This is a genomic window from Mixta sp. BE291 (assembly GCF_031457955.1).
Taxonomy (GTDB): domain Bacteria; phylum Pseudomonadota; class Gammaproteobacteria; order Enterobacterales; family Enterobacteriaceae; genus Mixta.
Genome location: NZ_JAVDXN010000007.1, coordinates 181,322 through 208,311 on the forward strand (window position 1 = coordinate 181,322; position 26,990 = coordinate 208,311).

Sequence of the window (26,990 nt, forward strand, 5' to 3'; positions counted from 1 at the left end):
ATAAAAAAGACCACTAACTGGTCTTTTGCTGCAGTGTGAAGATTATACCTAACCCGGCCGACGATTGTGGCGGTCAAATTCAGCAAAAAAACTCACAATGCCGCTGGTAATGGCGCTGGCGATCTTCTGCCGGAAAGCGGTAGTGCCTAACAGGCGCTCCTCGGCTGGATTAGTAATAAAAGAAGTCTCGACCAGCACTGATGGAATCGACGGCGATTTCAGCACGGCAAAGGCAGCCTGTTCGGTATGCTGACTATGCAGATGATGAACCGGGCGAATCTGCTTAAGAATATGGCTGCCAAGCGTCAAACTATTTTTGATGGTATCCGTCTGCACCAGATCAAACAGCACCTGTTGCAGATAAGGATTATCACTTTGCACCTTCACGCCGCCCACTTTATCCGCCGCGTTCTCTTTTTCTGACAAATAGCGCGCCATCGCGCTGCTGGCACCGCGATTCGACAGGGCAAAGACCGATGCGCCGTTGGCGCTGGGATTGGTAAAGCCGTCGGCGTGGATAGACATAAACAGATCGGCGCCGTGCTGATGCGCAATCTCTACCCGCTCGGCCAGCGGAATAAAATGGTCGCTATCGCGCGTCAGACGCGCCTCAATATGAGGATGCTCGCTCAGTTGCTGACGCACATTATGCGCGATCTCCAGCACGATATGTTTCTCTTCGCTGCCTTCTTGCCCCACCGCGCCGGAATCAATCCCGCCATGACCGGGATCGAGCATCACAATTCTCTTGCCGTTGGCGGGACGCGAAGGTTTTACCTGCGGGCGAGGTGCCGCTGACAACATCGGCTGTTCAGCTTTCGCCAGTGCTCGCATTGAGGGCAGCAGCGCCAGCGTGGCCCCGGAAAGCAGCAGCTGGCGTCGGGTCGTTACTGGAGAGAATTTTTTCATGGCGGCGTCCAACGTTAAAAAATAACGTTATAACATGACAGCCTCAGCGCTTCGACAGGCAAGCTGTTTCAGCCTTTTACCATTTATTTCAGCTAAATAAGCAGCAGCCGTGACTTTTTTTCCTGCCTGATGCGCCATGAGGCTTGCGCCAGCAAAAGAATGCGTGATAATCAGCGAATTGTGAGTAACTCTGAGAAAATTTCATGGAAATCCGCGCATTCCGCCAGGAAGACTTTGAAGAAGTCATTACGCTTTGGGAACGTTGCGATCTGCTGCGCCCCTGGAACGATCCGGAAATGGATATTGAGCGTAAGCTAAATCACGATCCCGATCTCTTTCTGGTGGCGGTGGTCGGCGGCGAAATCGTTGGCACCCTGATGGGCGGCTACGACGGTCATCGCGGCTCGGTCTACTACCTTGGCGTGCATCCCGATTATCGTGGACGCGGCTTTGCCAACGCGTTGCTTAACCGGCTGGAGAAAAAGCTGATTGCACGCGGCTGCCCGAAAATCAACCTGATCGTGCGTGAAGAAAACGATGCGGTAATTGGCTTTTATGAAAAGCTCGATTACGACATGCAGGATGCGGTTTGCCTCGGCAAACGGCTGATTGAAGATCGCGAGTATTAATCTTGCCGGGCCGCGTCGGCGCGGCTGTAGACCTGGTTTATGATGCTTTTCACACCTGATGACTACGACAGCAAAGGCCAGCTGCGCCTGCCGCTGACGTTTTGGCTGATCCTGCTGTTGCAGGCGCGTACCTGGGTACTGTTTGTTATGGCGGGCGCGTCGCGTCAGCAGGGCGCGGAACTGCTGGAACTTTTTTATCCTGACAGGAATATCTTTTGGTTGGGGATGGCGCTGGGCATTCCTGCCGCCGCTGGCCTGCTGCTTACCGGTTACCGCCAGCGCTGGCCCGCTATCTGGCAGGCCTGGCGCTGGGTGCTCTGCGTGACGCTGTTGCTGAGCCTGGCGCTGATGCTGTGGCAGGGCGGGCAAGAGGGCGATATCTCATCATTTGCGCTGTGGCTGCCCGCCCTGTTTGATCTGTTAGCGCTGCTCTGGTTACTGTTTAGTCGTCGCCTGAAAGCCTGCTTTAATGCGCAACTCAATCAGGCGGAATAAAACTTTTTGTGCTTACACGACTCCAACCTGTCTGGAAAAGGTTGCGTAATCACTACAGGAGCTGCAATGAAATCACTACGTCCGGCATTGATCGTCGCGACTTTACTCATGGCGGGCTGTGCCAGCCACGGCTCAAACAACAGCGAATCCAGCTGGTGGAATCCGCTTGACTGGTCATGGTCCACGTTGTGGCCTGGCAACTGGTTTGGCGCTTCCCTGACGGTAACTGAGCAGGGCGTCGGCGCGATCAATGGCAGCACGCCGCTGCAGGAAAGCGCCCTTAACGCCGGTTTAAACGGTGACTATCGGCTGCGGCAGGGGATGCGCAGTGAACAGGGCGGCGTGGTCAGCTTTTGGCAGGCGCTGACCGATAATGAGGTGAAGTTGACCTTTAGCGGCAAGGATACCGTAAGCCGCATTGAGGTCGCGGATCGGGATATCGCCAGCGCCGACGGTACGCGCATTGGCGATGCCTTTAGCGAACATTATCAAAAAGCCTTTGGTCATTGTCAGGTCGCCAGCGGGGAAGCGGCATCTGCCGTACTCTGTCAGGCACCCAATAGCGAACATATCAGCTATCTGTACCAGGGGAAATGGGCGGGTCCGCAGGGCCTGATACCGCCGGATGATGTATTAAAAAGCTGGCAGGTCAGCAAAATTATCTGGCAGCGTTGAGGAAAAATATCGCGGCGGACGCAACGCTCGCTGCGATATTCTGCTCGTGCGAAACTTTCGTAAGCCAATAAATAACACATTATATTATGATCACGTGCGCGCATTTTTTGTCCAGCGCGGTCTGGTTTTAGGTGGGATATTAACGCCACTTAAATCTGGAGAGTCGTCATTATGGAAGATGGTTTAACTATTGCGCTAAGCCCCGTGCAGCTTGCCGCTGTTTTATCGCAGCAAAATATCACCGAAGCAGAAACCCTCAGCAATCGATTATTAGGCGGCCTTAATTTGGCGCTTGCCTCCGTTGAATTAATGGGCGCCACGACTCTATGCCTCGCTCCCGATCCCACGATGCTGACAAAAGCGGCCTGTATTGCCACCGGGGCGCACAGCATGGACGCCATTCATACCGCCATAGATCGCATCCTGACCGGACGCGACACCCGAACGGCAACCTTTCAGACCGCCGCCGCGCTGGCTAAGCAATTTGGCGCCAGTGAAGATACCGCCTGGCGCATCGGGCTGACCGTAGATATTGCCATTCCTTTTGCGCCTGCGATGGCGATTGGCGCGGCGCGCATTGCTAAAGTGCGGATGGGGCGAATACGGTTGATTGAACATGAGGGGATTAAGGGCATGCCGGGCGGAGGCCATACTATTGCAAAACATGTGGGGAAAACGCCGGAGGAACTGTTTCAACGGCGGGCAGTAAGCCTGAAGTCATTAACCCTGAAACCTGGCAGTACATTCAGTTCTTTTACCTCGTTAGAGGTTGCTGAGCGAGCGATTACGCAAGGGTTAAAAGCCCATCATTATAAAATTAAACACTGGGCCTCTATGGCCGCGCCTGACAGAAGTCAGCGCGCCATTGAATTAGTCTATAAACTGAATAACCCGGTTGGGATTGTTATAGATGCAACCTCAACAAACGTTTATCAGGCCAGTATAATTAAATTCGTTTTGGTAAGAGAATTCATGGGACAACGGCCCTATTATCTACTGACAGCTTATCCGGTTCTAAAATGAAAACGAAGTTCGACAATATACGCCATTTTTTTAACCTGTTTTTCTGCAACGAGTATGGCGAGTTTGGTGATACCTACCCAGAAATTGTGCAATCGGCGGTTAATATTTTGGGGGGCGTTGATGAACAGCTAATAACGGAAATCGATCTTTTTTTGCAGCTTTACCCTGACGATGAATCAGCGATGGCAGCGCTGCGTAACGTGATGGGTGATGATGATTATTGGGTTGCTTTCCCGCCAACGTTAACCGTTTTCCTGACCTGGTTAGCTTCTTATTTGAAAGAGTTGGCGCAACAGTGAAATCACGATTAATAACCTTGCGGGCGGCAGCAGGATAATTGCAGGCAGCGCTGTAGCCGTATCCTGACTTTGCGCGCTTTCCGGTGGCTCATTAAAGGATTACAGAGAATATCTGTCCCGGCACGCTGCTTGCCGTTGTTTTCCGGTATGATAATGGCCCTGTTTCGACCCTTTTCATTCCCGGAGTAGCAGCGCATGTCCCCGCATCAGAGTGGCATTTTGCCCGAACACAATCGTTTTGCCATTTGGCTGGAAGCTGTGGTTCAGGGCGACCTGAATACGATTCGCCAGGGCGTAAAAACCTTCCATCAGCAGTTAACCCAACTGCAGACGCGCTATCCCGATGCGGCGCTGGGCGCAACCGTGGCTTTTGGCAATGCGCTTTGGCGCGATCTGCAGCCGGGCGACAGCGCGCCGGAACTCAAAGATTTTCAGCCGCTGGGCAACAATATGGCCCCTGCCACTCAGCGCGACGTGCTGATTCATATTCAGTCGCTGCGTCATGATGTGAACTTCACCCTGGCGCAGGCGGCATTAGCGGCGTTTGGTGCAGCGCTACGTATTGAGGAAGAGACGCACGGTTTCCGCTGGACGGAAGATCGCGATCTTTCTGGTTTTGTTGACGGCACGGAAAACCCGCAGGGAGAGCAGCGCCAGCAGGTCGCGATTATCGCTAACGGAACGGACGCGGGCGGCAGCTACGTTTTTACCCAACGCTGGCAGCATAATTTATCGCAGCTGCAGCGCCTGCCGGTTGCGAAGCAGGAGCAGATCATCGGGCGTACCAAACTGAATAATGAAGAGTTAGAAGGCGATGCGCGCCCGGCAACGTCGCATGTTAGTCGTGTCGATTTGAAAGAGAACGGGCAGGGCTTAAAAATCCTGCGCCAGAGCCTGCCTTACGGCACCGCCAGCGGCACTAACGGCCTCTATTTTATTGCCTACTGCGCTACGCTGTACAATATCGAACAGCAGTTATTAAGTATGTTTGGCGAACGTGATGGTAAATATGACGCCATGCTGCGCTTTACCAAACCGGTTAGCGGTGCCTGGTGGTTCGCGCCCTCTGTCGAGGCGCTGCTGGCGCTGTAAAACAGCGGCGATATCAGCCTGGTATCGCCCAGATTATCGCTTTTCAGCGGCGTTGTTGTGCTTAGCTATTTTGTGGTTAAGCTTCGCCGCGCGCTTATGCTTTTTTCTACTTTTAAAGCAGCAAAAGATATATAAAACCGTTACAGCTTTGCCCTGAGTTATAAATACACTGAGCATACGGTGATGTGAGCCGGATCAATACTCAGGGTGTGAAATGACCTTTCCCGTAGCGAAAAAGTTTCTCAGCGGCGCGGCGCTCTCTTTGCTGTTGGCCGCAGGCGCGCAGGCAACCGAGCTGTTAAACAGCTCTTATGATGTCTCACGTGAACTCTTTACCGCGCTGAACGCTCCTTTTATTCAGCAGTGGGATGAGCAGCACCCGAACGACAAGCTCACCATTCGCCAGTCGCACGCCGGATCGTCAAAGCAGGCGCTGGCCATTCTTCAGGGGCTGAAGGCCGATGTGGTCACTTACAATCAGGTCACTGATGTGCAAATTCTGCACGATCGCGGCCGTCTGCTGCCTGCCGACTGGCAAGCGCGCCTGCCGAATCATAGCTCGCCTTTTTATTCCACCATGGCGTTTCTGGTGCGCAAAGGCAATCCAAAGCAAATTCATGACTGGAACGATCTGGTCCGCAGCGACGTTAAGCTGATTTTCCCTAACCCCAAAACCTCCGGCAACGGGCGTTATACCTGGCTGGCAGCCTGGGGAGCGGCAGATAAAGCGAATAACGGCGATCGCGCCAAAATCACGCAGTACATGACTCAGCTGCTGAAAAATGTCCAGGTGATGGATACCGGCGGACGCGGCGCAACCACCACGTTTGTGGAGCGCGGCCTGGGCGATGTGCTGATCAGTTTTGAATCTGAAGTGAACAATATTCGTAACCAATATGCGCCAGAGGGTTACGAAGTCGTGGTGCCGAAAACCGATATTCTTGCTGAGTTCCCGGTCGCGTGGCTGGATAAAAACGTAGCAAAAAACCATAACGAAGCGGCGGCAAAAGCCTATCTCAATTATCTCTATACGCCAGCGGCGCAGCAGATAATGACAAAATTCTATTATCGGGTGAATAACCCCGAGCTGATGCAGCAGGCGAACTTTCCGCAAACCGAGCTGTTTCGCGTGGAAGATCGTTTCGGCAGTTGGGAAACGATCATGAAAACCCATTTCGCCAGCGGTGGCGAGCTGGATAAGCTGTTAGCGGCGGGGCACGGTTAATGTTTGTAGCAAGTAGTAAACGCGTACTTCCCGGCTTTGGCATCAGTCTTGGCAGCAGCTTGTTTTTCACCTGCCTGATTTTGCTGTTGCCGATGAGCGCCCTGATTATGCAGCTGGCGCAAATGTCGCTGGCGCAGTACTGGCAGGTGATCACCAATCCGCAGGTGGTGGCGGCCTATAAAATTACCCTGATTTCGGCGGCGGTCGCTTCGCTGTTTAATGCGCTGTTCGGCATGCTGATGGCCTGGATTTTAACGCGTTACCGTTTTCCTGGCCGCAGCGTGCTGGATGGCTTGATGGATCTGCCTTTTGCGCTGCCGACGGCGGTCGCCGGACTCACGCTGGCGGGGCTTTTTTCCGTTAACGGCTGGTATGGGCAGTGGCTGGCGCAGTTCGATATCAAAGTCTCCTATACCTGGCTGGGGATTGCCGTGGCGATGGCCTTTACCAGTATTCCGTTTGTGGTGCGCACCGTTCAGCCCGTGCTGGAAGAATTGGGGCCGGAATATGAAGAGGCGGCGCAAACCCTGGGCGCGACGCCCTGGCAAAGTTTCCGTCGCGTGGTGCTGCCGGAAGTCGCACCGGCGCTGCTGGCAGGCACAGCGCTCTCTTTTACCCGCAGCCTCGGTGAATTTGGCGCGATTATTTTTATCGCCGGAAATATCGCCTGGAAGACTGAGGTTACCTCGCTGATGATTTTTATTCGTTTGCAGGAGTTCGATTATCCGGCCGCCAGCGCGATCGCCTCGGTGATCCTCGCCGCTTCGCTGCTGCTGCTGTTTGCCATTAACACGTTGCAAAGCCGCTTTGGCCGTCGTCTGGGAGGTCACTAATGGCAGATGTTAGCCAACTGAATGGCGTTGAGCGCCAGCGCATTAACTGGGGCAAATGGCTGCTGATCGCGATCGGCATGCTGGTCTCCTTTTTACTGCTGGTGGTGCCGCTGATCGCGATTTTTACCGAGGCGCTGGCGCAGGGCCTCGGGGCCGCGCTGAGCAACCTGAGCGACGGCGATATGCTGCACGCTATCTGGCTGACGGTGCTGGTGGCGTTGATTACCGTGCCGGTTAACCTGGTTTTCGGCACGCTGCTGGCCTGGCTGGTGACGCGTTTTACCTTTCCTGGCCGCCAGCTGTTGCTGACGCTGTTTGATATTCCTTTTGCGGTCTCGCCGGTAGTTGCCGGTTTGATTTATCTGCTGTTCTGGGGCGTAAACGGCCCCGCGGGCGGCTGGCTGGATGCGCACCATATTCAGCTGATGTTCTCCTGGCCCGGCATCGTGATGGCGACAGTTTTTGTTACCTGTCCGTTTGTGGTGCGCGAGCTGGTGCCGGTGATGCTTAGTCAGGGCAGCCATGAAGACGAGGCTGCAGTGCTGTTGGGCGCATCGGGCTGGCAGATGTTCCGCCGCGTGACGCTGCCTAATATTCGCTGGGCGCTGCTGTATGGCGTGGTGCTGACCAACGCCCGCGCAATTGGTGAATTTGGTGCGGTCTCGGTGGTGTCGGGATCGATTCGCGGCGAGACCTATACCTTGCCGCTACAGGTTGAGTTACTGCATCAGGACTACAACAGCGTAGGCGCATTTACCGCCGCCGCGCTGCTGACGCTGATGGCAATAGTGACGCTGTTTTTGAAAAGCGCGCTGCAATGGCGATTAGAGAACCAGCAGAAGCGTTTACAGCAGGAGGAAAATCATGAGCATTGAGATTAAGCAAATCAACAAATCGTTTGGCCGTACGCGCGTGCTTAACGACATCTCGCTGGATATTCCTTCTGGTCAGATGGTGGCGCTGCTTGGCCCTTCCGGCTCGGGGAAAACCACGCTGCTGCGCATTATCGCCGGGCTGGAACATCAGAACAGCGGGCAAATCCGCTTTCATGAGAAGGATGTCAGCCGCGTCCATGCGCGCGATCGTCAGGTTGGCTTTGTGTTCCAGCACTACGCGCTGTTCCGTCACATGACCGTTTTCGACAATATCGCTTTTGGCCTGACGGTGCTGCCGCGTCGTGAACGACCCTCCACGGCGGCAATCAAACAGAAGGTGACGCAGCTGCTGGAGATGGTACAGCTGGGGCATCTGGCCTCCCGTTATCCGGCGCAGCTTTCAGGCGGCCAGAAACAGCGTGTGGCGCTGGCGCGCGCGCTGGCGGTGGAGCCGCAGATCCTGTTGCTGGATGAGCCTTTCGGCGCGCTGGACGCACAGGTGCGTAAAGAGCTGCGTCGCTGGCTGCGCCAGCTACATGAAGAGCTGAAATTTACCAGCGTCTTTGTGACCCACGATCAGGAAGAGGCGATGGAAGTGGCCGATCGGGTGGTGGTCATGAGTCAGGGCAATATCGAGCAGGTCGGTACGCCGGATGATGTATGGCGCGAACCGGCCAGCCGTTTCGTGCTGGAGTTCCTCGGCGAAGTGAACCGTTTTGATGCTGAAGTGCATGGCTCGCAGTTCCACGTCGGCGCGCATCGTTGGCCGCTGGGCTATACGCCTGCGCATCAGGGTGCCGTTGAGCTGTTCCTGCGTCCGTGGGAGATTGATGTTGCGCGTCAGAGCAGCCTGGAAACCCCTTTGCCGGTACATATTCTGGAAGCGAGCCCGCGTGGTCACTTCTGGCAACTGCTGGTGCAGCCTGCTGGCTGGCAGACGGAGCCGTTTAGTCTGGTATTTGAGGGCGAGCACGCCGCCCCGCAGCGCGGCGAGCGTCTCTACGTTGGCCTGCAGCAGGCGCGCCTCTATCAGGGTAATACGCCGCTGCGTGCGGTTGCCTTTGCCGAAAGCGCCTGATATTTTCTAACGCTTCATCTTTTGCAGGGCGGGATCTTCCCGCCCTGTTACGTTGTCTGCCAGGAATAGACCGTGACGACTCTGGAAAACACCATCGGCAATACGCCGTTGATTAAACTGCAGCGCCTGACGCCTGCCAACGGCAGCGAGATCTGGCTAAAACTGGAGGGCAACAATCCTGCCGGCTCCGTTAAGGATCGCGCTGCGCTCTCTATGATCCAGCGTGCTGAACAACGCGGCGAGATCGCGCCCGGCGATCTGCTGATTGAAGCGACCAGCGGTAATACCGGCATTGCGCTGGCGATGATCGCCGCAATGAAAGGCTATCGTCTGCGGCTGCTGATGCCGGATAACATGAGTCAGGAGCGGCAGGCGGCAATGCGCGCCTACGGCGCGGAACTGGTTCTGGTCAGCCGGGAACAAGGCATGGAGGGCGCGCGCGATCTGGCTCAGGCGATGGCGGCGCGTGGCGAAGGCAAGGTGCTGGATCAGTTTAATAATCCCGATAACCCGCTGGGGCACTATGCCACCACCGGCCCGGAAATCTGGCAGCAAAGCCTTGGGCGTATTACGCACTTTGTTTCCAGCATGGGTACTACCGGCACCATTACCGGGGTTGGCCGCTATCTGAAAGAGCAAAATCCGCAGGTGCAAATTATTGGTTTGCAGCCGCAGGAGGGCAGCAGTATTCCCGGCATCCGCCGCTGGCCGCAAGCCTATATGCCCGGCATCTGGCGTCCTGAACTGATTAATCGCATTATCGATATGGGGCAGGGCGAAGCGGAAGAGACCATGCGCCAGCTGGCGCGGCGCGAAGGGATTTTCTGCGGCGTTAGCTCCGGCGGCGCGGCGGCAGGCGCGATCCGCATCGCGCTGGAAAATCCGGGCAGCGTAGTGGTGGCTATCGTCTGCGATCGCGGCGACCGCTATCTCTCCACCGGCGTTTATCAGTAGCGCCACGCAGCAGTCGGCCGCTCGATTCAGGTCGCAGCGGTAAGCGTAACGCGTCCTGCGCCATAGTCGACGCAGGACGCACATTCAGCATTAAGACGTTTACGTCTTTACCTGTGGTCTGGCTCAGCACCAGGCTTGTGCCGCTCAGTGCCAATATCCGCGCTATTCGCGCTCCAGGGCGTGAATCGGATCGAGCCGCGCGGCGCGTCTTGCCGGGAAAAAGCCGAATAGTATGCCGATCAGGCTGGAACAGACAAAGGCCGCCACAATCGAGGCCGGCGAATAAATCATACCAAAACGGCTGGTGGTCTGCGCCAGAACGAAGCCCGGCACCAGCGACAACAGCACGCCGATAATCCCGCCGGTAAGACAGACCAGCACCGCCTCAATTAAAAACTGTTGCATAATATCGCTGGCACGTGCGCCTACCGCCATACGTACGCCAATTTCACGGGTTCGCTCGGTCACCGAAACCAACATGATATTCATCACCCCGATGCCGCCCACCAGCAGCGAAATCAGCGCGATCATCGCCACCAGCAGCGTCATAATATCGGTGGTGCTTTGTATGGTCTGACGAATGCTGTCGGCGTTAAAAATAAAGAAATCCTTGCTGGTATGACGCTGCATCATCAGACGCGTCACGCCTTGCTCCGCCAGCGCCAAATCGACGTTGTCACGTACCCGTACGGTGATGCCGCTGAGCCAGGTTTGTCCCACCATCCGCTTCATCACTGTGGTGTAGGGCACCCAGATATCAAGGTTGCTGTCATTAACAAAACTGCTCTGATGGGTAGCAACGCCAATAATCCGCACCGGCATGTTCCCTAAAATCACGATCTGGCCCAGCGGATTTTCTCCGTTGGGAAACAGCCGTTTAAGGGTGTTTTTATCAATCACCGCTTCCTGCGCCAGCTTATCCACGCCCTGACGATCGAAGGCCATGCCCTGCGTCACCTGATAGCCGCGCACGGCGAAAAACTGCTCGCCGACACCGTTAACTGATACCGTCAGCGCCTGATTGCGGTATTTAAGCGTGGTATTGGTTGAGATCTGCGGCGTTACGCTGTGAACATAAGGCTGGTGAGCCAGCGCATCGGCATCGCTGGCGCGCAGCGTCTGAATCGATGCCGAGTTCATATCGCCGAAATCTTTGCCGGGGTAGATCTCCAGCGTGCTGGTGCCCATCGAGCTGATTTCCTGCAGGATTTTTTGCTGCGATCCTTTACCCAGCGCCACCACCGAAACCACCGAGGCGATACCGATAATAATGCCGAGCATAGTGAGGAAAGTGCGTAAGCGCTGCGACATCATAGACACCAGCGCCATGCGAAACGCTTCCGTCAGCCGATCGCGCGTGGCGCGCCAGGGGTTGCCTGTTGCGCGCGGCGTAACCTGGCGCGGGATAGCTGGCGAAACCTGGCGTTGGCTGTCGCTGAGAATATCCCCGTCGCGAATTTCAATAATGCGCTGCGCATGCTGCGCAATCTGCATATCGTGCGTCACGACAATAATGGTGTGCCCTTGCTGATGCAGGTCATGCAGAATGCGCATCACCTCTTCACCGCTATGGCTATCCAGCGCGCCGGTCGGCTCATCGGCCAGAATCACTTCGCCGCCGTTCATCAGCGCACGCGCGATACTGACGCGCTGCTGCTGACCGCCGGAAAGCTGTCCTGGACGATAATGCAGACGCTCGCCAAGGCCGAGACGGGTAAGCAGGGCGGCGGCGCGTTCACGACGCGCCTGTAGCGCCTGGCCTGCGTAGATGGCGGGCATTTCGGCATTGCCCAGTGCGGTCAGCCCGCTGAGCAGATGATAACGCTGGAAGATAAAGCCGAAATGTTCACGCCGCAGCGCCGCCAGCGCATCGTTATCCAGCGCCGAGACCGCGCGATCGGCAATAACGTATTCACCTGCGCTGGGTTTATCCAGGCAGCCAAGGATATTCATGAGCGTCGATTTGCCCGACCCCGACTGCCCTACGATGGCAACGAATTCACCTGACGCAATCGCCAGATTGATATTGTGCAACACCTGTACCTGTTGCTCGCCATTCTGAAAAGAACGGCAGATATTATTCAGCTGTAGCAGCGCCATTATTGTGGCTCCGTGCCGCCAGCGGGGGCATCAGCTGCGCTGCGCTGGCTCAGTACCACTTTTTCGCCAGCTTTCAGGCCGGAAACGATCTCCGCTTCGACATTATCATTCAGCCCAACCACGACCTGGCGGCGCGTTACCTGTTGGTTGGCGTCCAGCACCTGTACCGACGTTTTACCATCAATATGATCAATGGCGGTTGCGGGGATCACCAGCGCATTTTGTCGTTCGCCCAGCACAATATGCACCTCTGCCGACATGGAAATACGCAGGCGATGCTGCGGGTTCGGTACATCAAACAGCCCGTAATAGTAGATGGCGGTTTTCTCGCTGGAACTGCTGGAGGCGCTGGTGAGGCTGCTGGTGTCGTTATTAATTGAGTCCGGCGCCGGTTCGATGGCGCGCAGCGTGCCTTCATAGCGTTTTTGCGGCTCGCCGAGCACGGTAAACCAGACTTTCATCCCTGGCTCGACCTTGATCACGTCCGCTTCAGAGATTTGCGCCTTCACCGTCATGGTATCGAGATTCGCTACCTTGATGAGCGTTGGCGCGCTTTGTACGGCGTTAACCGTTTGTCCTTCTTCCACCGGAACGGAAACCACCGTGCCGTCCATCGGCGACACAATGCGCGTGTAGCCAAGGTTAACCTGCGCGGTGTTGACTTCAATCTGCGCCTGCACGATCTGCGCATCCAGCGCACGGATTTCCGCTTCGGTGGCGCTGAGCGTCGCCAGCGCGCTGTCATAGTCCGCTTTCGCGGTCAGATTTTTAGCCAGCATCGTCTGCTGACGGGTAAAGGCGGCGCGATAGTTGACGAGCTGCGCCTGTTTTGCTGCCCGCTGCGCTTCAATGTTTTTTAACGCCGCCTGCGCGTTTTGTAGGGCGTTTTGCTGGGTCATGCTGTCGATTTCCGCTACCAGCTGACCTTGTTTAACCTGATCGCCCAGTTCGACGCGTAAGCTTTTGATCTGACCAGAGGCCTGCGCGCCGACGCTGACCAGTTTGCTGGCGGTAAGCGTACCGTCTGCCAGCACCGCCTGCTGTAGCGGACGTTGTTCTACCGTCGCGGTTAAAAATTCTGTGGGCGCTTTGCGCTGAGGCAGTAGCATCCAGGCAATAATCACAACAATAATTAACAATAGCAGCAGTAAAATTCCCTTGCGGCTAAATAAGGTGCGGCCTAATGCCATGGTAAATATCCCTGGTACGAAGAAAGCACTGGTATAACGTAAAAGCCTGCCACAATAAAGTGAAACCGCAGCCTAATCGGGCAAGCCTCTCTGTAAGGATTGAGTAAATTCAGCTGCGCACTTTTCCGCTTAAGGACAAAATAACGCCAACCCTTTGTGAGAGTAGATCCATGAAAATTCTGTTAGTTGACGACGACCTGGAGCTGGGCACCATGCTCAGCGAATATTTGCTGGGCGAAGGCTTTGACGCCTCGCTGGTGCTGACCGGCCAGGCCGGCGTTAATGGCGCGCTGTCCGGGGCGTATCAGGCGATGATTCTGGATATTATGCTGCCCGATATGAGCGGCATTGACGTGCTGCGTCAGGTGCGACAGAGCAGCCGCATTCCGGTCATTATGCTGACGGCGAAAGGGGATAACATCGATCGGGTTATCGGGCTGGAGATGGGCGCCGATGATTATGTGCCTAAACCCTGCTACCCGCGTGAGCTGGTAGCGCGTTTGCGCGCCGTGTTGCGTCGCTTCGAGGAGCTGCCTGCGCAGCAGGAGAAGCAAGAGGTGGTGCGCTGGCGCGATTTGACGCTTAACCCCGCGACGCGCATCAGCGAATGGAAAAAAAAGCCGTTTGATCTTACCGCTTCCGAATTTAATCTGCTCGATTTGCTGCTGCGGGCGCCCGATCGGGTGGTTTCCAAAGATGAGCTGTCGGAGAAAGGGCTGGGACGACCGCGCGAAGCGTACGATCGCAGCGTGGATGTGCATATCAGCAATATCCGGCAGAAACTCGCCACGTTGACCGGCGATGCCATCAATATCGAAACCGTACGCAGCATCGGCTATCGCATTCGATGAATAACCGTTTTCGTGGTCGCCTGTTCTGGAAGATATTATTTGGCTTTCTGCTGGTGTTTATTCTGATCAGCCAGCTGCTGTGGCTGGGATTTACTCTCTATGGCCGACACCGCGAACCGCCAGAGCATATCGCGACGCGGCGTATTGTTAATTTGCAGATGGCCTCTGCGGTATCGGTATTACAACATGGCGGCCTGCCTGCGCTGGACAATATGATGTCGGACTGGTCGCCCGGCGATCGGCGCTTTTTTTCCGTCACGCCGATGCCGATACCGCCGCAGGAAGTTTCACGCCAGCAGCTGAAGCCTTCTCTGTCGGGGCGCGGCTTTCCCGATCAGGTAATTGAATGGGTGACCGGCGCGGATGGCCAACAGTATCAGCTGCGCTATGACGTCAAGGGGCTGCGAGAAGACAGCGAAATGGGCGGCCCGCCGCGTAAGATCCTGAATATTCCTGAGCCGGTCTTCTGGTTTGCCGGGGTGATGGGGCTGCTGTTCAGCTCGCTGCTGGCCTGGAACCTGACGCGCCCGATGCGGCAATTACGCCTGGGCTTTACCCGCGTATCGAATGGCGATCTCTCTGTTCGGCTTTATCCGCAGATGCGTCGTCGTCACGACGAGTTTTCCGTAGTGGCGCGTGACTTTGATGCGATGGTGGAGCGGCTGGCGGTGTTGGTTAAAGCGCGCGAAGAACTGCTGCATGATATCTCTCATGAGCTGCGTTCGCCGTTGGCGCGACTACAGCTGGCAACGGGGTTGGCGCGTCAGACGCCGGATTCGGTGAATGCGTCGCTGGATCGCATTGATGAAGAGGCGCGACGGCTGGATAAAATGATTGGCGAGCTGCTGACGCTGTCGCGCGCTGAGAATGAAAAGATGCCCGACGAGCAATATTTCGATCTTTATGGCCTGCTGGAAACGGTGGTGAACGATGCGCGTTATGAGGCGCAGCTTCCCGGCGTAGAGATTACGCTGGCGACTGAGGAAAACGCCGACTACACGGTCAAAGGCAACGCCGAATTAATCCGTCGGGCGATAGAAAATGTGGTGCGTAACGCGTTGCGCTATTCGGTGCAAGGGCAGGTGGTTAGCGTAACGTTACAACCAGAGGGCGGCTGGCTGACGATGCGCATAAGCGACAGCGGGCCGGGGGTGGATGCCGACAAGCTTTCCAGCATTTTCGATCCTTTTGTACGCGTAAACTCGCCGATGCAGGGCAAAGGTTACGGTTTAGGGCTGTCGATTGTGCGTAAAGTGGTGCTGGCGCATCATGGCGAAGTTCAGGCATTGAACGGACGCAACGGCGGTTTAGAGATGATTATCCGTTTGCCGCACTGGCAAAGTTAATTTTCAGGTAACCACCATAAAAAACGGCACCCGAAGGTGCCGTTTTACTTCGCGTTTAAGCCGTTATTTCTTGATACGAATAACCGGCGTTTCGCCAACAACCACCTGACCGGTGAGCTTAGTCAGCTCTTTGATCTCATCCATATTCGAGATCACTACCGGCGTCAGGGTAGATTTTGCTTTCTCTTCCAGCAGCGGCAGATCAAACTCGATGACCACGTCGCCTTTCTTCACTTTCTGGCCTTCTTCCGCGATGCGTTTGAAGCCTTCGCCTTTCAGCTCAACGGTATCAATACCGAAGTGAACAAACAGCTCAATGCCGCTATCTGATTCGATAGAGAATGCATGGTTGGTTTCGAAAATTTTGCCGATGGTGCCATCAACCGGCGCAACCATTTTGTTGCCTGCTGGTTTAATTGCGATGCCATCGCCAACGATTTTCTCCGCAAATACTACGTCTGGCACGTCTTCAATATTTACGATCTCACCAGACAGCGGGGCGACGATCTCAATGGTGCCAGATGCGCTTTCTGTTTTATCGCCAAAAAGTTTGGATAAAAAACCCATGATCTTCTCCTAAGCAGTAATGTTGGGCCAGCGTATCGCGGAATCAGCAGAGTGTTTTTTCTTTAATGAACTTGTTGACCAGGTTCATCAACTCTTCCGCGGTCGGTTGAGCCAGAGCCTGCTCTGCTAATGCCTTCGCATCTTCGAAGTTCGTATTGCGGATGATCTTCTTGATGCGCGGGATAGAAATGGCACTCATGCTGAATTCATCCAGCCCCATTCCCAATAACAGTAGTGTAGCACGTTCATCACCGGCCAGCTCACCACACATGCCGGTCCACTTGCCTTCGGCGTGAGATGCATCAATAACTTGCTTAATCAAACCAAGAACTGACGGCGTCATTGGGTTATAAAGGTGCGAAATCAGCTCGTTACCGCGATCGACGGCCAGAGTATACTGCGTCAGATCGTTTGTCCCAATACTAAAGAAGTCCACCTCTTTCGCCAGATGACGGGCGATAACGGCTGAAGCTGGCGTTTCCACCATAATGCCGACTTCAATGGTTTCGTCAAAGGCTTTGCCTTCTTCACGCAGCTGGGCTTTTAACATCTCCAGCTCCGCTTTCAGGAAGCGCACTTCTTCAACGGAAATGATCATCGGGAACATAATGCGCAGCTTGCCAAAAGCAGAGGCGCGCAGGATAGCACGCAGCTGGGCATGCAGAATTTCTTTGCGATCCATGGCGATACGAATAGCGCGCCAGCCAAGGAACGGGTTCTCTTCTTTCGGCAGATTCATATACGGCAGGTCTTTATCACCGCCGATGTCCATGGTGCGGACGATAACCGCCTGAGAACCCATCGCTTCAGCAACGGCTTTGTAAGCCTGGAACTGCTCTTCTTCGGTTGGCAGCGCATCGCGATCCATAAACAGGAACTCGGTACGGTAGAGACCCACACACTCTGCGCCGTTACGCTCAGCGCCCGGGATATCACGCACGGTGCCGATGTTAGCGCCAACTTCAACCTGATGTCCGTCCAGCGTAATCGCCGGCAGATCTTTCAGCTTAGCGAGTTCAGTTTTCTCGCTCAGATATTGATGCTGTACCGCTTTTAACTCTTCGATGACTTCAGCAGTCGGGTTAACGTAAACCTTGTTGTTAACGCCATCCAGAATCACATAATCATCGTTCTTAACGCGACTGGTGACGTCACCGGTGCCAACAATGGCAGGCAGCTCAAGCGAACGCGCCATAATGGAGGTGTGTGAAGTACGGCCGCCAAGATCGGTAATGAAGCCCAGTACTTTTTTCAAATTCAGCTGTGCGGTTTCGGAAGGGGTCAGATCCTTCGCAACCAGCAGCACTTCGTCTTTAATCGCGCTCAGGTCGACAATATGCAGACCAAGAATGTTTTGCAGCAGACGCTTACCGATATCGCGTACGTCGGCAGCACGTTCTTTCAGATATTCATCATCCAGCTCTTCCAGTGCTTTGGCCTGACCTTCAATGACGCTATGGGTCGCGGCATCCGCCGTCGCCATTTCATCTTTAATCAGGCTGATGATTTCCTGCTCCAGCTCTTCGTCTTCCAGCAACATAATGTGGCCTTCGAAGATCGCTTCCTTTTCTTCGCCGAACGTCTCGCCCGCTTTAATTTTTATGGCTTCAAGCTGTTCAGCGGCTTTACCACGACCTTCAAGAAAGCGCGCCACTTCCTGATCAACCTGATCGGCAGAAATTTTCTTCCGGTTGATAACGATTTCATCTTCCTTCAGCAAAAGTGCTTTGCCGAAAGCGATACCCGGTGATGCTAAAATGCCTGAAATCATAACTCTACCTTTATTATAACGATGCCTACCAGGCGAAACGAGGTGCCAGGATCCTGCGGAACCGTACTTTACGGATGCAACAACGCGGACATAATGTCCGCGATCAATATGTTTGCACTCAGTTGCCTGATGAAACGGTTTTCGGCGGCTGGACGATTACTCGAGTTCAGCCATCAATTTAACCAGGTGCTCAACGGCCTGCTGCTCATCTTCACCTTCAGCAGACAGCGTCACCACGGTTCCCTGAGTCAGACCCAAAGTTTGCAGCTTGAACAGGCTTTTCGCACTGGCAGATTTACCATTGGACGTCACAGTGATTTCTGAGGCAAAAGCTTTTGCTTCTTTAACGAACTGAGCAGCCGGACGAGTATGCAGGCCATTAGGTGCGGTGATGGTAACTTCTTGCTGGAACATTATGTTTCCCCAACTTAATTAGGTTTGGTGTTTTGTCTCTAAAGTCTAGCCTGGCGGCGAAACTTTAGCCTGTGAAGGTCGCGCTGGTTCGAGTACGGGACTCACCAAAAAATGCGCAATTAAGGTATGAGAGCGGACGGGGCAAAAAAACAGGGGTTTTCGCTTCGCTGCTCTACTCCTCATTATGCCGCGTGTTGCGCTATTCCGCCAAATCAGTAAATCGATTCAGCTTGATCCAGTTCAAACCGTGATTAATTTTGCGGTTCGAAATAATGTCAGCTTAAATACCAGAGCTACCAGAGTGAATCAATGTCAGGGGTGGTAAAAATTTGAAGTGCGCCACAAAAAAGCACCTCGGAAGGCGCTTTTTGCGACAATACAGACATCCTGGCACTACTATTGCAGTTCTTTTTCGCTAAACAGGTCGGCAAACAGTGCAGTACTCAGATAGCGCTCGCCGGAAGAGGGCAGGATAACAACGATATTTTTATTGGCGTAGGCTTCGTCTTCCTGCAGCTTGAGTGCGGCGGCAACGGCGGCGCCAGAGGAGATACCGGCCAGAATGCCTTCCTCATCCATCAGGCGACGGGCAGTGGAAATCGACTCCTCGTTAGTGATCGCCACCACTTTATCCACCAGACTAAGGTCAAGGTTGCCAGGGATAAAGCCTGCGCCGATGCCCTGGATTTTATGCGGGCCGGGTTTCACTTCCTGTCCCGCCAGCGTCTGAGCGATAACCGGTGAATCGGTCGGCTCCACCGCGACGGCGATTAAATCTTTTTTGCCTTTGGTATTTTTAATGTAACGCGCTACGCCGGTTAGCGTGCCGCCGGTGCCGACGCCAGAAATAAACACGTCAACCTGACCGTCGGTATCTTCCCAGATTTCAGGACCGGTGGTTTTTTCATGAATTTCCGGGTTCGCCGGGTTACTGAACTGCTGCAGCATCAGAAATCTATCCGGATCGCTGGCAACAATCTCTTCTGCTTTAGCAATCGCGCCTTTCATGCCTTTTGCGCCTTCGGTTAACATCAGGCTGGCACCCAGCGCCTTCAGCAGTTTACGACGTTCAACCGACATGGTTTCCGGCATGGTTAGCGTGAGTTTATAACCACGGGCTGCCGCGACATAAGCCAGCGCAATGCCGGTGTTGCCGCTGGTAGGTTCAACCAGCTCTACGCCCGGTTTCAGAATTCCGCGCTTTTCTGCGTCCCAAATCATATTGGCACCGATACGGCATTTAACGCTGAAACTGGGATTGCGTGACTCAATCTTCGCCAGAATGCGTCCATTGCCGATGCGGTTCAGACGAACCAGCGGCGTATGACCGATTGTCAAAGAGTTGTCTTCATAAATCTTACTCATAGCCTGTCCTTAACTGTATGAATTTCAGGGAACCGTGAAAGCATACCTTTTCCATTTTCGCAAGGAAGGAAGGAAATAGTATATGTATATGTTTAGCTGAAATAAGCCTTTGCAAAAATGCATAAGATAGGTGCATAGCGGCCGCCAGCAGATCGTTACCGGTTTATATCCGTGGAGCGCACCGCCTGCGTACCCAACTGATTGCGATAGCGATCGACCCACATTGCCGTTGCGCCGCAGACCGCCACCGGCATAATCGCCAGATTGACCAGCGGGATCATGGTAAACAGGCTCACCAGCGCGCCGAACTGCATATTCGCCGTTTTATGCTGACGCAGCGCGCCGCGCATGGCCTGAAAGCTGACCTTATGATTATCAAAAGGATAGTCGCAGTATTGAATCGCCAGCATCCAGGCGCTAAACAAAAACCACAGCACCGGCGCGACGGTTTGTCCGAAACCAGGAATAAAGTAAAGCAGCAACAGCCCCAGCGCGCGCGGTAAATACCAGGCAAGTTTTTGCCATTCACGCTTCATGATGCGCGGAATATCTTTTATCAGCGCCAGCCAGCCGCTGTCAGGCATGGGATGGCCGGTCAGTCGTCCTTCCAGCTGTTCCGCCAGCAGGCCGCAGAAGGGCGCGGCGATCAAGTTAGCAATGGTGGAAAAAAAGTAGCTGAACACCAGCACAATCGACAGCACGGTCAGCGGCCAGAGCAGATAGCTTAACCACTGTAGCCAGTCAGGCACATGCGATATCACGCGGGGAATCCATTCACTGAGGCGGTAAAACAGCCAGGTAAAGGCGCCACCGAGCAAAATAATATTCACCAACAGGGGAATAATAACGAAACGACGAATGCCCGGCAGGCGGATCAGTTTCCAACCCTGAGCGAAGTAGTGAATACCATTATATGAAGCGGGTTGAACCGTGGCCATCGACAGTTTTTCTCCTCTGTTTAGCAGGCCAGGCTATCATAACCTGGCTTTTTGCGGTTACCAGTTGCCTTTTGGCTGAAAAAACAGCAAAAAAGCGGGATGGCTCTATCTTATTTGTCAGAAAAGCCGGTGCAGACTTGCACTTGTTTAGCGGGACAAATACAGTTAGAGGATAAAGTTTGCCGTGGTGGCAAGGTATTGGAACAACAGAGAATACAATGATGCAGGATTTGCGTCTGATATTAATCGTTGTTGGCGCGATCGCCATAATAGCGCTGCTGCTTCACGGGCTGTGGACCAGCCGTAAAGAGCGCTCATCTGTGTTTCGCGATCGCCCGCACAAGCGTTTAAAACAGGATCAAGAAGAGAGCCTGACCGAAGAGGACGTCAATGGTGTGGGTGAAGTTCGGGTCCGACGTACGCCGACAAAATCTTCACATAATGAACCCTCTTTTGATGGATTTAGCGCAGAAGACGAAGAGCCCGCGCCACGTCCCGCTGCGCCTAAGCCGCAGCCTACGCGTTCGGCGGTGCCGGTAGCGCCGCAGCCGGAACGCGATCCGCTGTTTGACGGCGAGCCTTCCGTTGCGGTTGAACATGAGCCTGTTGAGCCGCGTCCGCAAAGCGCGCCTCAGCCAGCGACCCCGCGCGTACAGCCGCCTGTGCGTCAGGCGGAAACGCCGGTGCAAAAGCCTGTCGATCCTTTACTTGATGATGAACCGCAGTGGCTGGATGATGATGACGAGCCGGTTATCACCGTTGCCAGCGAGGCGCCAGCGGCGTCGGTAGCAGCAGAGCCTGCGCCGCAGCCGCGTGAAGAAGCGCGTCGCAAAGAGACAGTGCTGGTGTTGCATGTCGCGGCCCATGCCGGTGGCGAATTAAACGGAGAAAGCCTGCTGCAGGGCGTGTTGCAGGCGGGTTTCCAGTTTGGTGAAATGAATATTTTCCATCGTCATTTAAGTCCGGCAGGCAGCGGCCCGGTGCTGTTCAGCCTGGCGAATATGGTGAAACCGGGCTCTTTTAACCCGGATGCCATGTCTGACTTTTCCACGCCTGGCGTCTCTATTTTTATGATGGTGCCTTCCTATGGCGATCCACATCAAAACTTTAAGTTAATGCTGCAGTCGGCGCAGCGTATCGCTGACGATGTCGGCGGCGTGGTGCTGGATGATGAGCGTCGTATGATGACGCCGCAAAAACTGGAAACCTATAAGGCGCGCATTCGCGACGTGGTCGACGCGAACGCCTGATAGCCGGTTCCCGCTTTGTTCCCTGAACCCCCGCTTGTCGGGGGTTTTCTTTCTCTGATGGTGCGTTATGGAATCCGTACAAGAAAAAATCACTGAGCTGCGAACCACGCTTCGTCATCACGAATATCTGTATCACGTGCTGGACACGCCGGAAATTCCCGATGCGGAATACGATCGCCTGATGCGCGAACTGCGTACGCTGGAAGAGCAGCACCCCGATCTCATCACGCCCGACTCACCCACCCAGCGCGTAGGTGCCGCGCCGCTAACCGCTTTTGAGCAGGTACGTCACGAAGTGCCGATGCTCTCGCTGGATAACGTTTTCGACGAAACGGGTTACCTCGCGTTTAATAAGCGCGTGCAGGATCGGCTGAAAAGCAGCGACGATATTACCTTTTGCTGCGAGCTGAAGCTGGATGGGCTGGCGGTCAGCCTGCTGTATGAAGATGGCCTGCTGGTGCGGGCCGCCACGCGTGGCGACGGCACGACCGGGGAAAACATCACTACCAACGTACGCACTATCCGCGCCATTCCGCTGCGTCTTAAAGGGGATAACATCCCGGCACGGCTGGAAGTGCGTGGCGAAGTGTTTATGAATCAGGCTGGTTTCGAAAAGCTAAACGCCGAAGCGCGTCGCACCGGTGGGAAGATTTTCGCCAATCCACGTAATGCGGCGGCGGGATCGCTGCGTCAGCTTGATCCGCGTATCACCGCGAAGCGTCCGTTAACCTTCTTCTGTTATGGCATCGGGCTGGTGGAAGGGGGAGAGCTGCCGCACAGTCACTGGGAACGCTTGCAGCAGTTTAAGGCCTGGGGCATTCCGGTCAGCGATCGTATTCGCCGCCTTCACAGCGCGGAAGAGGTGCTGGATTTCTATCATCAGGTAGAACGCGACCGCCCGCAGCTTGGTTTTGATATTGATGGCGTGGTAATCAAAGTTGATTCGCAAGAGTTGCAGGAGCGGCTGGGCTTTGTAGCCCGTGCGCCGCGTTGGGCCATCGCCTTTAAGTTTCCGGCGCAGGAGCAGCTTACCCACGTACGTGACGTTGAGTTTCAGGTGGGTCGTACCGGTGCGATTACGCCGGTGGCGCGCCTGGAGCCGGTACAGGTGGCGGGCGTGCTGGTCAGCAACGCGACATTGCATAATGCCGATGAAATCGCGCGCCTTGGCCTACGTATTGGCGATCGCGTGGTGATTCGCCGCGCAGGCGATGTGATCCCGCAGGTGGTCAATGTGGTGGAATCCGAACGTCCTGACGATACGCGCGAAATCACCTTCCCCAGCCACTGCCCGGTGTGCGGCTCGGACGTGGAACGTGTTGAGGGCGAGGCGGTAACTCGCTGCACCGGCGGCCTGATCTGTGGCGCGCAGCGTAAAGAAGCGCTGAAGCATTTTGTCTCGCGGCGTGCGCTGGATGTTGAAGGCATGGGCGATAAAATTATCGATCAGCTGGTGGAAAAAGAGTATGTCAAAACGCCTGCCGATCTGTTCCGTCTCAGCGCCGGGCTGCTGACCGGTCTGGATCGTATGGGGCCTAAATCGGCGCAAAATGTGGTCGATGCGCTTGAAAAGGCGAAAAGTACCACGCTGCCGCGTTTTCTCTATGCGTTAGGCATTCGCGAAGTCGGCGAGGCAACCGCGGTTAACCTGGCGAACCATTTCGGCTCGCTGGAAAAGATTATGGATGCCGATCTGGATGCGCTGATTGCGGTGCAGGATGTGGGCAAAATCGTCGCCTCACACGTGCGCAACTTTATGGAAGAAGAGAGCAACCGCGAGGTAATTCGCCAGCTGGTTGAGGAGATGGGTATCCATTGGCCGGCCATCACGCTGGTGAATGTCGAAGAGCTGGATAACCCGTTTGCCGGTAAAACCGTGGTGCTGACCGGTTCGCTAAGCATCATGTCGCGCGATGAAGCGAAAGAGCGTTTAACGGCGCTGGGCGCCAAAGTCAGCGGCAGCGTATCGAAGAAAACCGATCTGGTGATTGCGGGTGAAGCCGCAGGCTCCAAGCTGGCGAAGGCGCAGGAGCTGGGCATCGAGGTGATTGACGAAGCAGAAATGATTCGCCTGCTGGATAGCCAGAATGGATAAACAGCAGCTGGTCGAGATCGCCAATACCGTGATGCCTTTCGGCAAATATCAGGGACGTGTGTTGATCGATCTGCCTGAACCTTATTTGCTGTGGTTCGCCCGCAAGGGCGAATTTCCCGCCGGGCAGCTGGGCGAGCTGATGCAGTTAACGCTGGCGATTAAGATTGAAGGGCTGGAAGGATTGGTGAAGCCGCTTAAACGTACCGGTTAATACGCGCCGTCAACGACGGCGCGTCAGGTTTATTTCTGTGATTCCATTACCGCTTTGCCTTTCGCCGAACTGGCCCGCAGTTCGGCTTCATTTTTCTTCTTGTACTGCTGAGCAATATACGAGCAAACCATCAGCTGTATCTGATGAAACACCATCAGCGGCAGCACAATGATCCCCACCGAGGCGGCAGGAAACAGAATATTGGCCATCGGTACGCCGTTCGCCAGGCTCTTTTTCGAGCCGCAGAACAGAATCGTCACCTCATCCGCGCGCTTAAAGCCGCACAGGCGCGCCACCAGAATATTAATCAGCAGCACAATCGCTAACAGCAACACGCTCCCCGCCACAATCCACAGCAGCGTGCTTACGCCCACCCGATGCCAGATACCATTCACCACTGCTTCGCTAAAGGCGGAATAGACCACCAGCAGAATCGACGTCTGATCGGTTTTGCCTATCAGGCTGCGATGACGTTCAACCCAGCCGCCAATCCAGCGACGTGACAGGTGTCCCAGCACAAAAGGCACCAGCAGCTGCAGCATAATGCGCCCAATCTGCTCCAGACCGTTGCCAGGCATCTCGCTATGAATATTCATTACCAGGTTGACCAGCAGCGGAGAGATAAACACGCCGAGCAGGCTGGAGGCGGAGGCGCTACAGACCGCCGCCGCTACGTTGCCACCCGCCATTGAGGTAAAGGCGATAGCGGACTGCACCGTGGCTGGCAGAATACAGAGATAAACAAAGCCGGTATAAATTTCATCGCTCACGTTGACCGGATGCCACCAGGCCAGCAACAGCCCCAGAATCGGGAACAGGACAAAGGTACTGAACATGATCCACAGATGTAGCCGCCAGTGGCTGCTACCGGCAATGATACTTTCACGTGAAAGCTTCGCGCCATGCATAAAAAACAGCAGCGCAATGGCGGCGGTGGTCAGCCATTCAAAAAAGGCCACAAAGCCGCCTTTTGCTGGCAAAAACGTTGCCAGCAGCACGACGATCAGTAGCTTGACCATCATGGGATCGAGACGCAAAATTCGCATTGTTAAAACCTGGTTAAAATTCGATGTCCTATTGTGCGTCAGACGGGTTTAGAAATAAAATTGATTTATTGCATCCATTAATGAATAAAACAGATGAATTATACGCTACGACAGCTGCGGGTATTTGTTGCCGTAGCGCAGTACGGAAGCTTCAGCCAGGCAGGGCAGATGATTGGCCTAAGTCAGTCAGCGGTCAGCCATAGCATTAAAGAGCTGGAGGCGGAGATGGGCATCCGCTTGCTGGACCGTACCACGCGCGAAGTGATGTTAACGGGCGCAGGGCAGCAGCTGGCTAAACGTCTTGAAGGCCTGCTGGAGGAGCTGAATGCCACGCTGCTGGATGCGCGCAGTTTTGGGCAGCAGCGCAGCGGCACGGTGCGGGTGGCGGCCAGCCAGACGATCTCTGCACATCTGATGCCGCAATGCCTGGCCGCCAGTCAACTGCATTACCCGGAAATCAAAGTGACGCTGCGTGACCGACCACAGCAGTGGGTGTTGCAAAGCGTGCGCGATGCGGAAGTGGATTTCGGTATCGTCGTGGGGCCGCTGACCGCAGGCGAGTTTGCTTCGCAGCCGATCCTTGATGAGCCTTTTTTGCTGCTGTGCCGTCAGGATGATGCGCTGGCGCAGGTTGAAACGCTTCACTGGCAATTACTGAATGGGCGCACACTGGTGCTACAGGATTATGCTTCCGGTAGCCGGGTGTTGATTGACGAGGCGCTTAAGCAACAGCGGGTGGAGGCTGAGATTGCGCAGGAAATTGGTCATCCCACCACGCTTTATCCGATGGTAGAGGCGGGGATCGGGATCAGTATCTTGCCTGCGCTGGCTTTGCCATTGCCCGCCGGTCGGCCACTGATGGTGCGTAGACTGTTGCCGGAAATTAACCGTACGCTGATGTTGATCCGCCGGAAAAATCGCTCCCTGACGCCCGCCGCCGAGGTTATCTGGCAGGAAGTGCGACAGCAGGCGATGCTGCTGACGCAACAGCGGCAAAAAATGCCCGCTTTTTAAATATAAACGTTGATCTGATTGTCTGCATTGGGACGATTCACGCCATCGGCGATTTTCGTGCTGCCGCTGCTGCCATCTTTCGCTTCCTGCTTTTTCGTCGCCTCTTCGGCCTGCTGACGCTGTAGCTGCGCCAGCTGTGCCTGCAGCAGTTTGATTTGCGCCTGAATCTGCTCTTGCTGTTTCTGCTTCTCTTCGGCGGTACCGCTGGAGTTGCTGAGCTCTTTCAGCTGTTTTTGCAGTTTCGTGATCTGGTTAGTGATACGGGAAATTTGTGATGATACGTCGTTACCGCCGCTGGATGCGCTGGCGCTGCTGCCCTGGCTGGCACCTGGCGTGGAGGTAGTAATAGTTGTCACGATCTTCTCCTTGTTTAATAGACCGATACGTTTATCGGTTGTGATTAAGGAGAGCTTGAGACGTTGAAGCGTAAAATAACCGTTAAGGAAGTGAAAGCGTATTGTGGGCAACGGTCGCGCTACGCTCGGCCCGAACCTGCTGCAGGTTCGCTTCCTGCCGATTACGCATAGCAAAAAGGCGCCTTTAGGGCGCCTTTCTACATTGGTGGGTCGTGCAGGATAACTCGGCTTCGCCTCGCCCTTCGGGCCGTTGCCTGCGGCAACGTTGTCTCGCTACGCTCGGCCCGAACCTGCGCAGGTTCTCATCCTGCCGATTACGCATAGCAAAAAGGCGCCTTTAGGGCGCCTTTCTACACTGGTGGGTCGTGCAGGATAACTCGGCTTCGCCT

Annotated in this window: 27 protein-coding genes and 1 other RNA gene; 17 read left to right on the forward strand and 11 right to left on the reverse strand. The window is 54.9% G+C overall.

All coding sequences use genetic code 11. The features are described from left to right. Nucleotides 1–48 precede the first annotated feature (48 nt). Nucleotides 49–921, reverse strand: a complete 873-nt coding sequence (gene amiA / locus J2X14_RS16850; RefSeq protein WP_502890023.1) for an N-acetylmuramoyl-L-alanine amidase AmiA — start codon at nucleotides 919–921, stop codon at nucleotides 49–51. Between the two features lie 191 nt (nucleotides 922–1,112). On the opposite strand from amiA, the gene J2X14_RS16855 reads away from it, so the two are divergent. The 11 genes from J2X14_RS16855 (at nucleotide 1,113) to cysM (ending at nucleotide 10,087) form a co-directional block, all read left to right on the forward strand. Continuing rightward, a complete protein-coding gene (locus J2X14_RS16855; RefSeq protein ID WP_038624866.1) occupies nucleotides 1,113–1,538 on the forward strand; it encodes a GNAT family acetyltransferase in 426 nt (141 codons plus the stop codon). A 42-nt stretch (nucleotides 1,539–1,580) separates the two neighbouring features. Then, nucleotides 1,581–2,033 (forward strand): DUF2919 domain-containing protein, encoded by a 453-nt coding sequence (locus J2X14_RS16860; protein WP_352412359.1) that lies wholly within the window; start codon nucleotides 1,581–1,583, stop codon nucleotides 2,031–2,033. Nucleotides 2,034–2,099: 66 nt separating this feature from the next. Continuing rightward, on the forward strand, nucleotides 2,100–2,708 hold the full coding sequence (locus J2X14_RS16865) for an RpoE-regulated lipoprotein (RefSeq protein WP_352412331.1): 609 nt from the start codon (nucleotides 2,100–2,102) through the stop codon (nucleotides 2,706–2,708). A 171-nt stretch (nucleotides 2,709–2,879) separates the two neighbouring features. After that, a complete protein-coding gene (locus J2X14_RS16870) occupies nucleotides 2,880–3,731 on the forward strand; it encodes an RNase A-like domain-containing protein (protein WP_352412332.1) in 852 nt (283 codons plus the stop codon). Beyond that, nucleotides 3,728–4,030, forward strand: coding sequence for a hypothetical protein (locus J2X14_RS16875; RefSeq protein WP_352412333.1), 303 nt, complete (start codon nucleotides 3,728–3,730; stop codon nucleotides 4,028–4,030). The genes J2X14_RS16870 and J2X14_RS16875 overlap by 4 nt, the downstream gene beginning before the upstream one ends. A 195-nt stretch (nucleotides 4,031–4,225) precedes the next feature. Then, nucleotides 4,226–5,122: a Dyp-type peroxidase gene (locus tag J2X14_RS16880; protein ID WP_352412334.1), complete on the forward strand. Its 897-nt coding sequence runs from the start codon at nucleotides 4,226–4,228 to the stop codon at nucleotides 5,120–5,122. Between the two features lie 214 nt (nucleotides 5,123–5,336). After that, nucleotides 5,337–6,347 (forward strand): thiosulfate ABC transporter substrate-binding protein CysP, encoded by a 1,011-nt coding sequence (gene cysP / locus J2X14_RS16885; protein ID WP_352412335.1) that lies wholly within the window; start codon nucleotides 5,337–5,339, stop codon nucleotides 6,345–6,347. Further along, nucleotides 6,347–7,180 carry a sulfate/thiosulfate ABC transporter permease CysT gene (cysT, locus tag J2X14_RS16890; RefSeq protein ID WP_352412336.1) on the forward strand — a complete coding sequence of 278 codons (834 nt, stop codon included), beginning with the start codon at nucleotides 6,347–6,349 and terminating at the stop codon, nucleotides 7,178–7,180. The genes cysP and cysT overlap by 1 nt, the downstream gene beginning before the upstream one ends. Further along, nucleotides 7,180–8,055 (forward strand): sulfate/thiosulfate ABC transporter permease CysW, encoded by an 876-nt coding sequence (cysW, locus tag J2X14_RS16895; protein WP_352412337.1) that lies wholly within the window; start codon nucleotides 7,180–7,182, stop codon nucleotides 8,053–8,055. Before cysT ends, cysW begins: the two co-directional genes overlap by 1 nt. Further along, nucleotides 8,045–9,133 carry a sulfate/thiosulfate ABC transporter ATP-binding protein CysA gene (cysA, locus tag J2X14_RS16900; RefSeq protein WP_352412338.1) on the forward strand — a complete coding sequence of 363 codons (1,089 nt, stop codon included), beginning with the start codon at nucleotides 8,045–8,047 and terminating at the stop codon, nucleotides 9,131–9,133. The genes cysW and cysA overlap by 11 nt, the downstream gene beginning before the upstream one ends. Before the next feature lie 72 nt (nucleotides 9,134–9,205). Continuing rightward, a complete protein-coding gene (gene cysM, locus J2X14_RS16905; RefSeq protein ID WP_352412339.1) occupies nucleotides 9,206–10,087 on the forward strand; it encodes a cysteine synthase CysM in 882 nt (293 codons plus the stop codon). Between the two features lie 162 nt (nucleotides 10,088–10,249). On the opposite strand, the gene J2X14_RS16910 is transcribed toward cysM, so the two are convergent. Together J2X14_RS16910 and J2X14_RS16915 are read right to left on the reverse strand one after the other, a co-directional pair. Further along, nucleotides 10,250–12,187, reverse strand: a complete 1,938-nt coding sequence (locus tag J2X14_RS16910) for a MacB family efflux pump subunit (protein ID WP_352412340.1) — start codon at nucleotides 12,185–12,187, stop codon at nucleotides 10,250–10,252. Beyond that, on the reverse strand, nucleotides 12,187–13,377 hold the full coding sequence (locus tag J2X14_RS16915; RefSeq protein ID WP_352412341.1) for an efflux RND transporter periplasmic adaptor subunit: 1,191 nt from the start codon (nucleotides 13,375–13,377) through the stop codon (nucleotides 12,187–12,189). Before J2X14_RS16915 ends, J2X14_RS16910 begins: the two co-directional genes overlap by 1 nt. A 170-nt stretch (nucleotides 13,378–13,547) precedes the next feature. On the opposite strand from J2X14_RS16915, the gene J2X14_RS16920 reads away from it, so the two are divergent. Next, entirely contained in the window at nucleotides 13,548–14,228 is a 681-nt protein-coding gene (locus tag J2X14_RS16920) for a response regulator transcription factor (RefSeq protein ID WP_352412342.1), read from the forward strand. Next, nucleotides 14,225–15,574: an ATP-binding protein gene (locus tag J2X14_RS16925; protein WP_352412343.1), complete on the forward strand. Its 1,350-nt coding sequence runs from the start codon at nucleotides 14,225–14,227 to the stop codon at nucleotides 15,572–15,574. Before J2X14_RS16920 ends, J2X14_RS16925 begins: the two co-directional genes overlap by 4 nt. 63 nt (nucleotides 15,575–15,637) lie before the next feature. Here J2X14_RS16925 and crr read toward each other — a convergent pair whose 3' ends face one another. The 5 genes from crr to cysZ form a co-directional block, all read right to left on the reverse strand. After that, nucleotides 15,638–16,141, reverse strand: coding sequence for a PTS glucose transporter subunit IIA (crr, locus tag J2X14_RS16930; RefSeq protein WP_352412344.1), 504 nt, complete (start codon nucleotides 16,139–16,141; stop codon nucleotides 15,638–15,640). A gap of 43 nt (nucleotides 16,142–16,184) precedes the next feature. Beyond that, nucleotides 16,185–17,912, reverse strand: a complete 1,728-nt coding sequence (gene ptsI / locus J2X14_RS16935) for a phosphoenolpyruvate-protein phosphotransferase PtsI (RefSeq protein WP_352412345.1) — start codon at nucleotides 17,910–17,912, stop codon at nucleotides 16,185–16,187. Between the two features lie 156 nt (nucleotides 17,913–18,068). Then, nucleotides 18,069–18,326, reverse strand: a complete 258-nt coding sequence (ptsH, locus tag J2X14_RS16940) for a phosphocarrier protein Hpr (RefSeq protein WP_038624898.1) — start codon at nucleotides 18,324–18,326, stop codon at nucleotides 18,069–18,071. A 396-nt stretch (nucleotides 18,327–18,722) separates the two neighbouring features. Further along, entirely contained in the window at nucleotides 18,723–19,691 is a 969-nt protein-coding gene (gene cysK / locus J2X14_RS16945) for a cysteine synthase A (protein ID WP_352412346.1), read from the reverse strand. A gap of 155 nt (nucleotides 19,692–19,846) precedes the next feature. Then, nucleotides 19,847–20,629 carry a sulfate transporter CysZ gene (cysZ, locus tag J2X14_RS16950; RefSeq protein ID WP_352412347.1) on the reverse strand — a complete coding sequence of 261 codons (783 nt, stop codon included), beginning with the start codon at nucleotides 20,627–20,629 and terminating at the stop codon, nucleotides 19,847–19,849. 218 nt (nucleotides 20,630–20,847) lie between these two features. Between cysZ and zipA the strand changes: the two genes are divergently transcribed. The 3 genes from zipA (at nucleotide 20,848) to J2X14_RS16965 (ending at nucleotide 24,185) form a co-directional block, all read left to right on the forward strand. Then, nucleotides 20,848–21,879: a cell division protein ZipA gene (gene zipA, locus J2X14_RS16955; RefSeq protein WP_352412348.1), complete on the forward strand. Its 1,032-nt coding sequence runs from the start codon at nucleotides 20,848–20,850 to the stop codon at nucleotides 21,877–21,879. Between the two features lie 67 nt (nucleotides 21,880–21,946). Beyond that, nucleotides 21,947–23,974: an NAD-dependent DNA ligase LigA gene (gene ligA / locus J2X14_RS16960; RefSeq protein WP_352412349.1), complete on the forward strand. Its 2,028-nt coding sequence runs from the start codon at nucleotides 21,947–21,949 to the stop codon at nucleotides 23,972–23,974. Then, a complete protein-coding gene (locus J2X14_RS16965) occupies nucleotides 23,967–24,185 on the forward strand; it encodes a DUF3820 family protein (RefSeq protein WP_352412350.1) in 219 nt (72 codons plus the stop codon). The genes ligA and J2X14_RS16965 overlap by 8 nt, the downstream gene beginning before the upstream one ends. Nucleotides 24,186–24,214: 29 nt before the next feature. On the opposite strand, the gene J2X14_RS16970 is transcribed toward J2X14_RS16965, so the two are convergent. Further along, entirely contained in the window at nucleotides 24,215–25,231 is a 1,017-nt protein-coding gene (locus J2X14_RS16970; protein ID WP_352412351.1) for a bile acid:sodium symporter family protein, read from the reverse strand. 93 nt (nucleotides 25,232–25,324) lie between these two features. Here J2X14_RS16970 and J2X14_RS16975 point away from each other — a divergent pair, with 93 nt between their 5' ends. Beyond that, nucleotides 25,325–26,245, forward strand: coding sequence for a LysR family transcriptional regulator (locus J2X14_RS16975; protein ID WP_352412352.1), 921 nt, complete (start codon nucleotides 25,325–25,327; stop codon nucleotides 26,243–26,245). Here J2X14_RS16975 and J2X14_RS16980 read toward each other — a convergent pair. Together J2X14_RS16980 and J2X14_RS16985 are read right to left on the reverse strand one after the other, a co-directional pair. Beyond that, nucleotides 26,242–26,601, reverse strand: a complete 360-nt coding sequence (locus J2X14_RS16980) for a FlxA-like family protein (protein WP_352412353.1) — start codon at nucleotides 26,599–26,601, stop codon at nucleotides 26,242–26,244. The genes J2X14_RS16975 and J2X14_RS16980 overlap by 4 nt on opposite strands. A gap of 203 nt (nucleotides 26,602–26,804) precedes the next feature. Beyond that, nucleotides 26,805–26,928, reverse strand: a non-coding RNA gene (locus J2X14_RS16985) — RtT sRNA. Nucleotides 26,929–26,990 lie beyond the last annotated feature (62 nt).

Excerpts from the sequence above, each read along its gene's own strand:
- cysP (WP_352412335.1), top strand. The coding sequence starts at position 5,337 with ATGACCTTTCCCGTAGCGAAAAAGTTTCTCAGCGGCGCGGCGCTCTCT.
- ptsH (WP_038624898.1), bottom strand. The coding sequence starts at position 18,326 with ATGTTCCAGCAAGAAGTTACCATCACCGCACCTAATGGCCTGCATACT.
- ptsI (WP_352412345.1), bottom strand. The coding sequence starts at position 17,912 with ATGATTTCAGGCATTTTAGCATCACCGGGTATCGCTTTCGGCAAAGCA.
- J2X14_RS16920 (WP_352412342.1), top strand. The coding sequence starts at position 13,548 with ATGAAAATTCTGTTAGTTGACGACGACCTGGAGCTGGGCACCATGCTC.
- J2X14_RS16965 (WP_352412350.1), top strand. The coding sequence starts at position 23,967 with ATGGATAAACAGCAGCTGGTCGAGATCGCCAATACCGTGATGCCTTTC.
- J2X14_RS16975 (WP_352412352.1), top strand. The coding sequence starts at position 25,325 with ATGAATTATACGCTACGACAGCTGCGGGTATTTGTTGCCGTAGCGCAG.
- J2X14_RS16925 (WP_352412343.1), top strand. The coding sequence starts at position 14,225 with ATGAATAACCGTTTTCGTGGTCGCCTGTTCTGGAAGATATTATTTGGC.
- J2X14_RS16910 (WP_352412340.1), bottom strand. The coding sequence starts at position 12,187 with ATGGCGCTGCTACAGCTGAATAATATCTGCCGTTCTTTTCAGAATGGC.
- cysA (WP_352412338.1), top strand. The coding sequence starts at position 8,045 with ATGAGCATTGAGATTAAGCAAATCAACAAATCGTTTGGCCGTACGCGC.
- J2X14_RS16860 (WP_352412359.1), top strand. The coding sequence starts at position 1,581 with ATGCTTTTCACACCTGATGACTACGACAGCAAAGGCCAGCTGCGCCTG.
- J2X14_RS16865 (WP_352412331.1), top strand. The coding sequence starts at position 2,100 with ATGAAATCACTACGTCCGGCATTGATCGTCGCGACTTTACTCATGGCG.
- J2X14_RS16875 (WP_352412333.1), top strand. The coding sequence starts at position 3,728 with ATGAAAACGAAGTTCGACAATATACGCCATTTTTTTAACCTGTTTTTC.
- ligA (WP_352412349.1), top strand. The coding sequence starts at position 21,947 with ATGGAATCCGTACAAGAAAAAATCACTGAGCTGCGAACCACGCTTCGT.
- J2X14_RS16880 (WP_352412334.1), top strand. The coding sequence starts at position 4,226 with ATGTCCCCGCATCAGAGTGGCATTTTGCCCGAACACAATCGTTTTGCC.
- cysK (WP_352412346.1), bottom strand. The coding sequence starts at position 19,691 with ATGAGTAAGATTTATGAAGACAACTCTTTGACAATCGGTCATACGCCG.
- zipA (WP_352412348.1), top strand. The coding sequence starts at position 20,848 with ATGATGCAGGATTTGCGTCTGATATTAATCGTTGTTGGCGCGATCGCC.
- crr (WP_352412344.1), bottom strand. The coding sequence starts at position 16,141 with ATGGGTTTTTTATCCAAACTTTTTGGCGATAAAACAGAAAGCGCATCT.
- J2X14_RS16970 (WP_352412351.1), bottom strand. The coding sequence starts at position 25,231 with ATGCGAATTTTGCGTCTCGATCCCATGATGGTCAAGCTACTGATCGTC.
- cysT (WP_352412336.1), top strand. The coding sequence starts at position 6,347 with ATGTTTGTAGCAAGTAGTAAACGCGTACTTCCCGGCTTTGGCATCAGT.
- J2X14_RS16870 (WP_352412332.1), top strand. The coding sequence starts at position 2,880 with ATGGAAGATGGTTTAACTATTGCGCTAAGCCCCGTGCAGCTTGCCGCT.
- cysW (WP_352412337.1), top strand. The coding sequence starts at position 7,180 with ATGGCAGATGTTAGCCAACTGAATGGCGTTGAGCGCCAGCGCATTAAC.
- cysZ (WP_352412347.1), bottom strand. The coding sequence starts at position 20,629 with ATGGCCACGGTTCAACCCGCTTCATATAATGGTATTCACTACTTCGCT.
- J2X14_RS16915 (WP_352412341.1), bottom strand. The coding sequence starts at position 13,377 with ATGGCATTAGGCCGCACCTTATTTAGCCGCAAGGGAATTTTACTGCTG.
- J2X14_RS16855 (WP_038624866.1), top strand. The coding sequence starts at position 1,113 with ATGGAAATCCGCGCATTCCGCCAGGAAGACTTTGAAGAAGTCATTACG.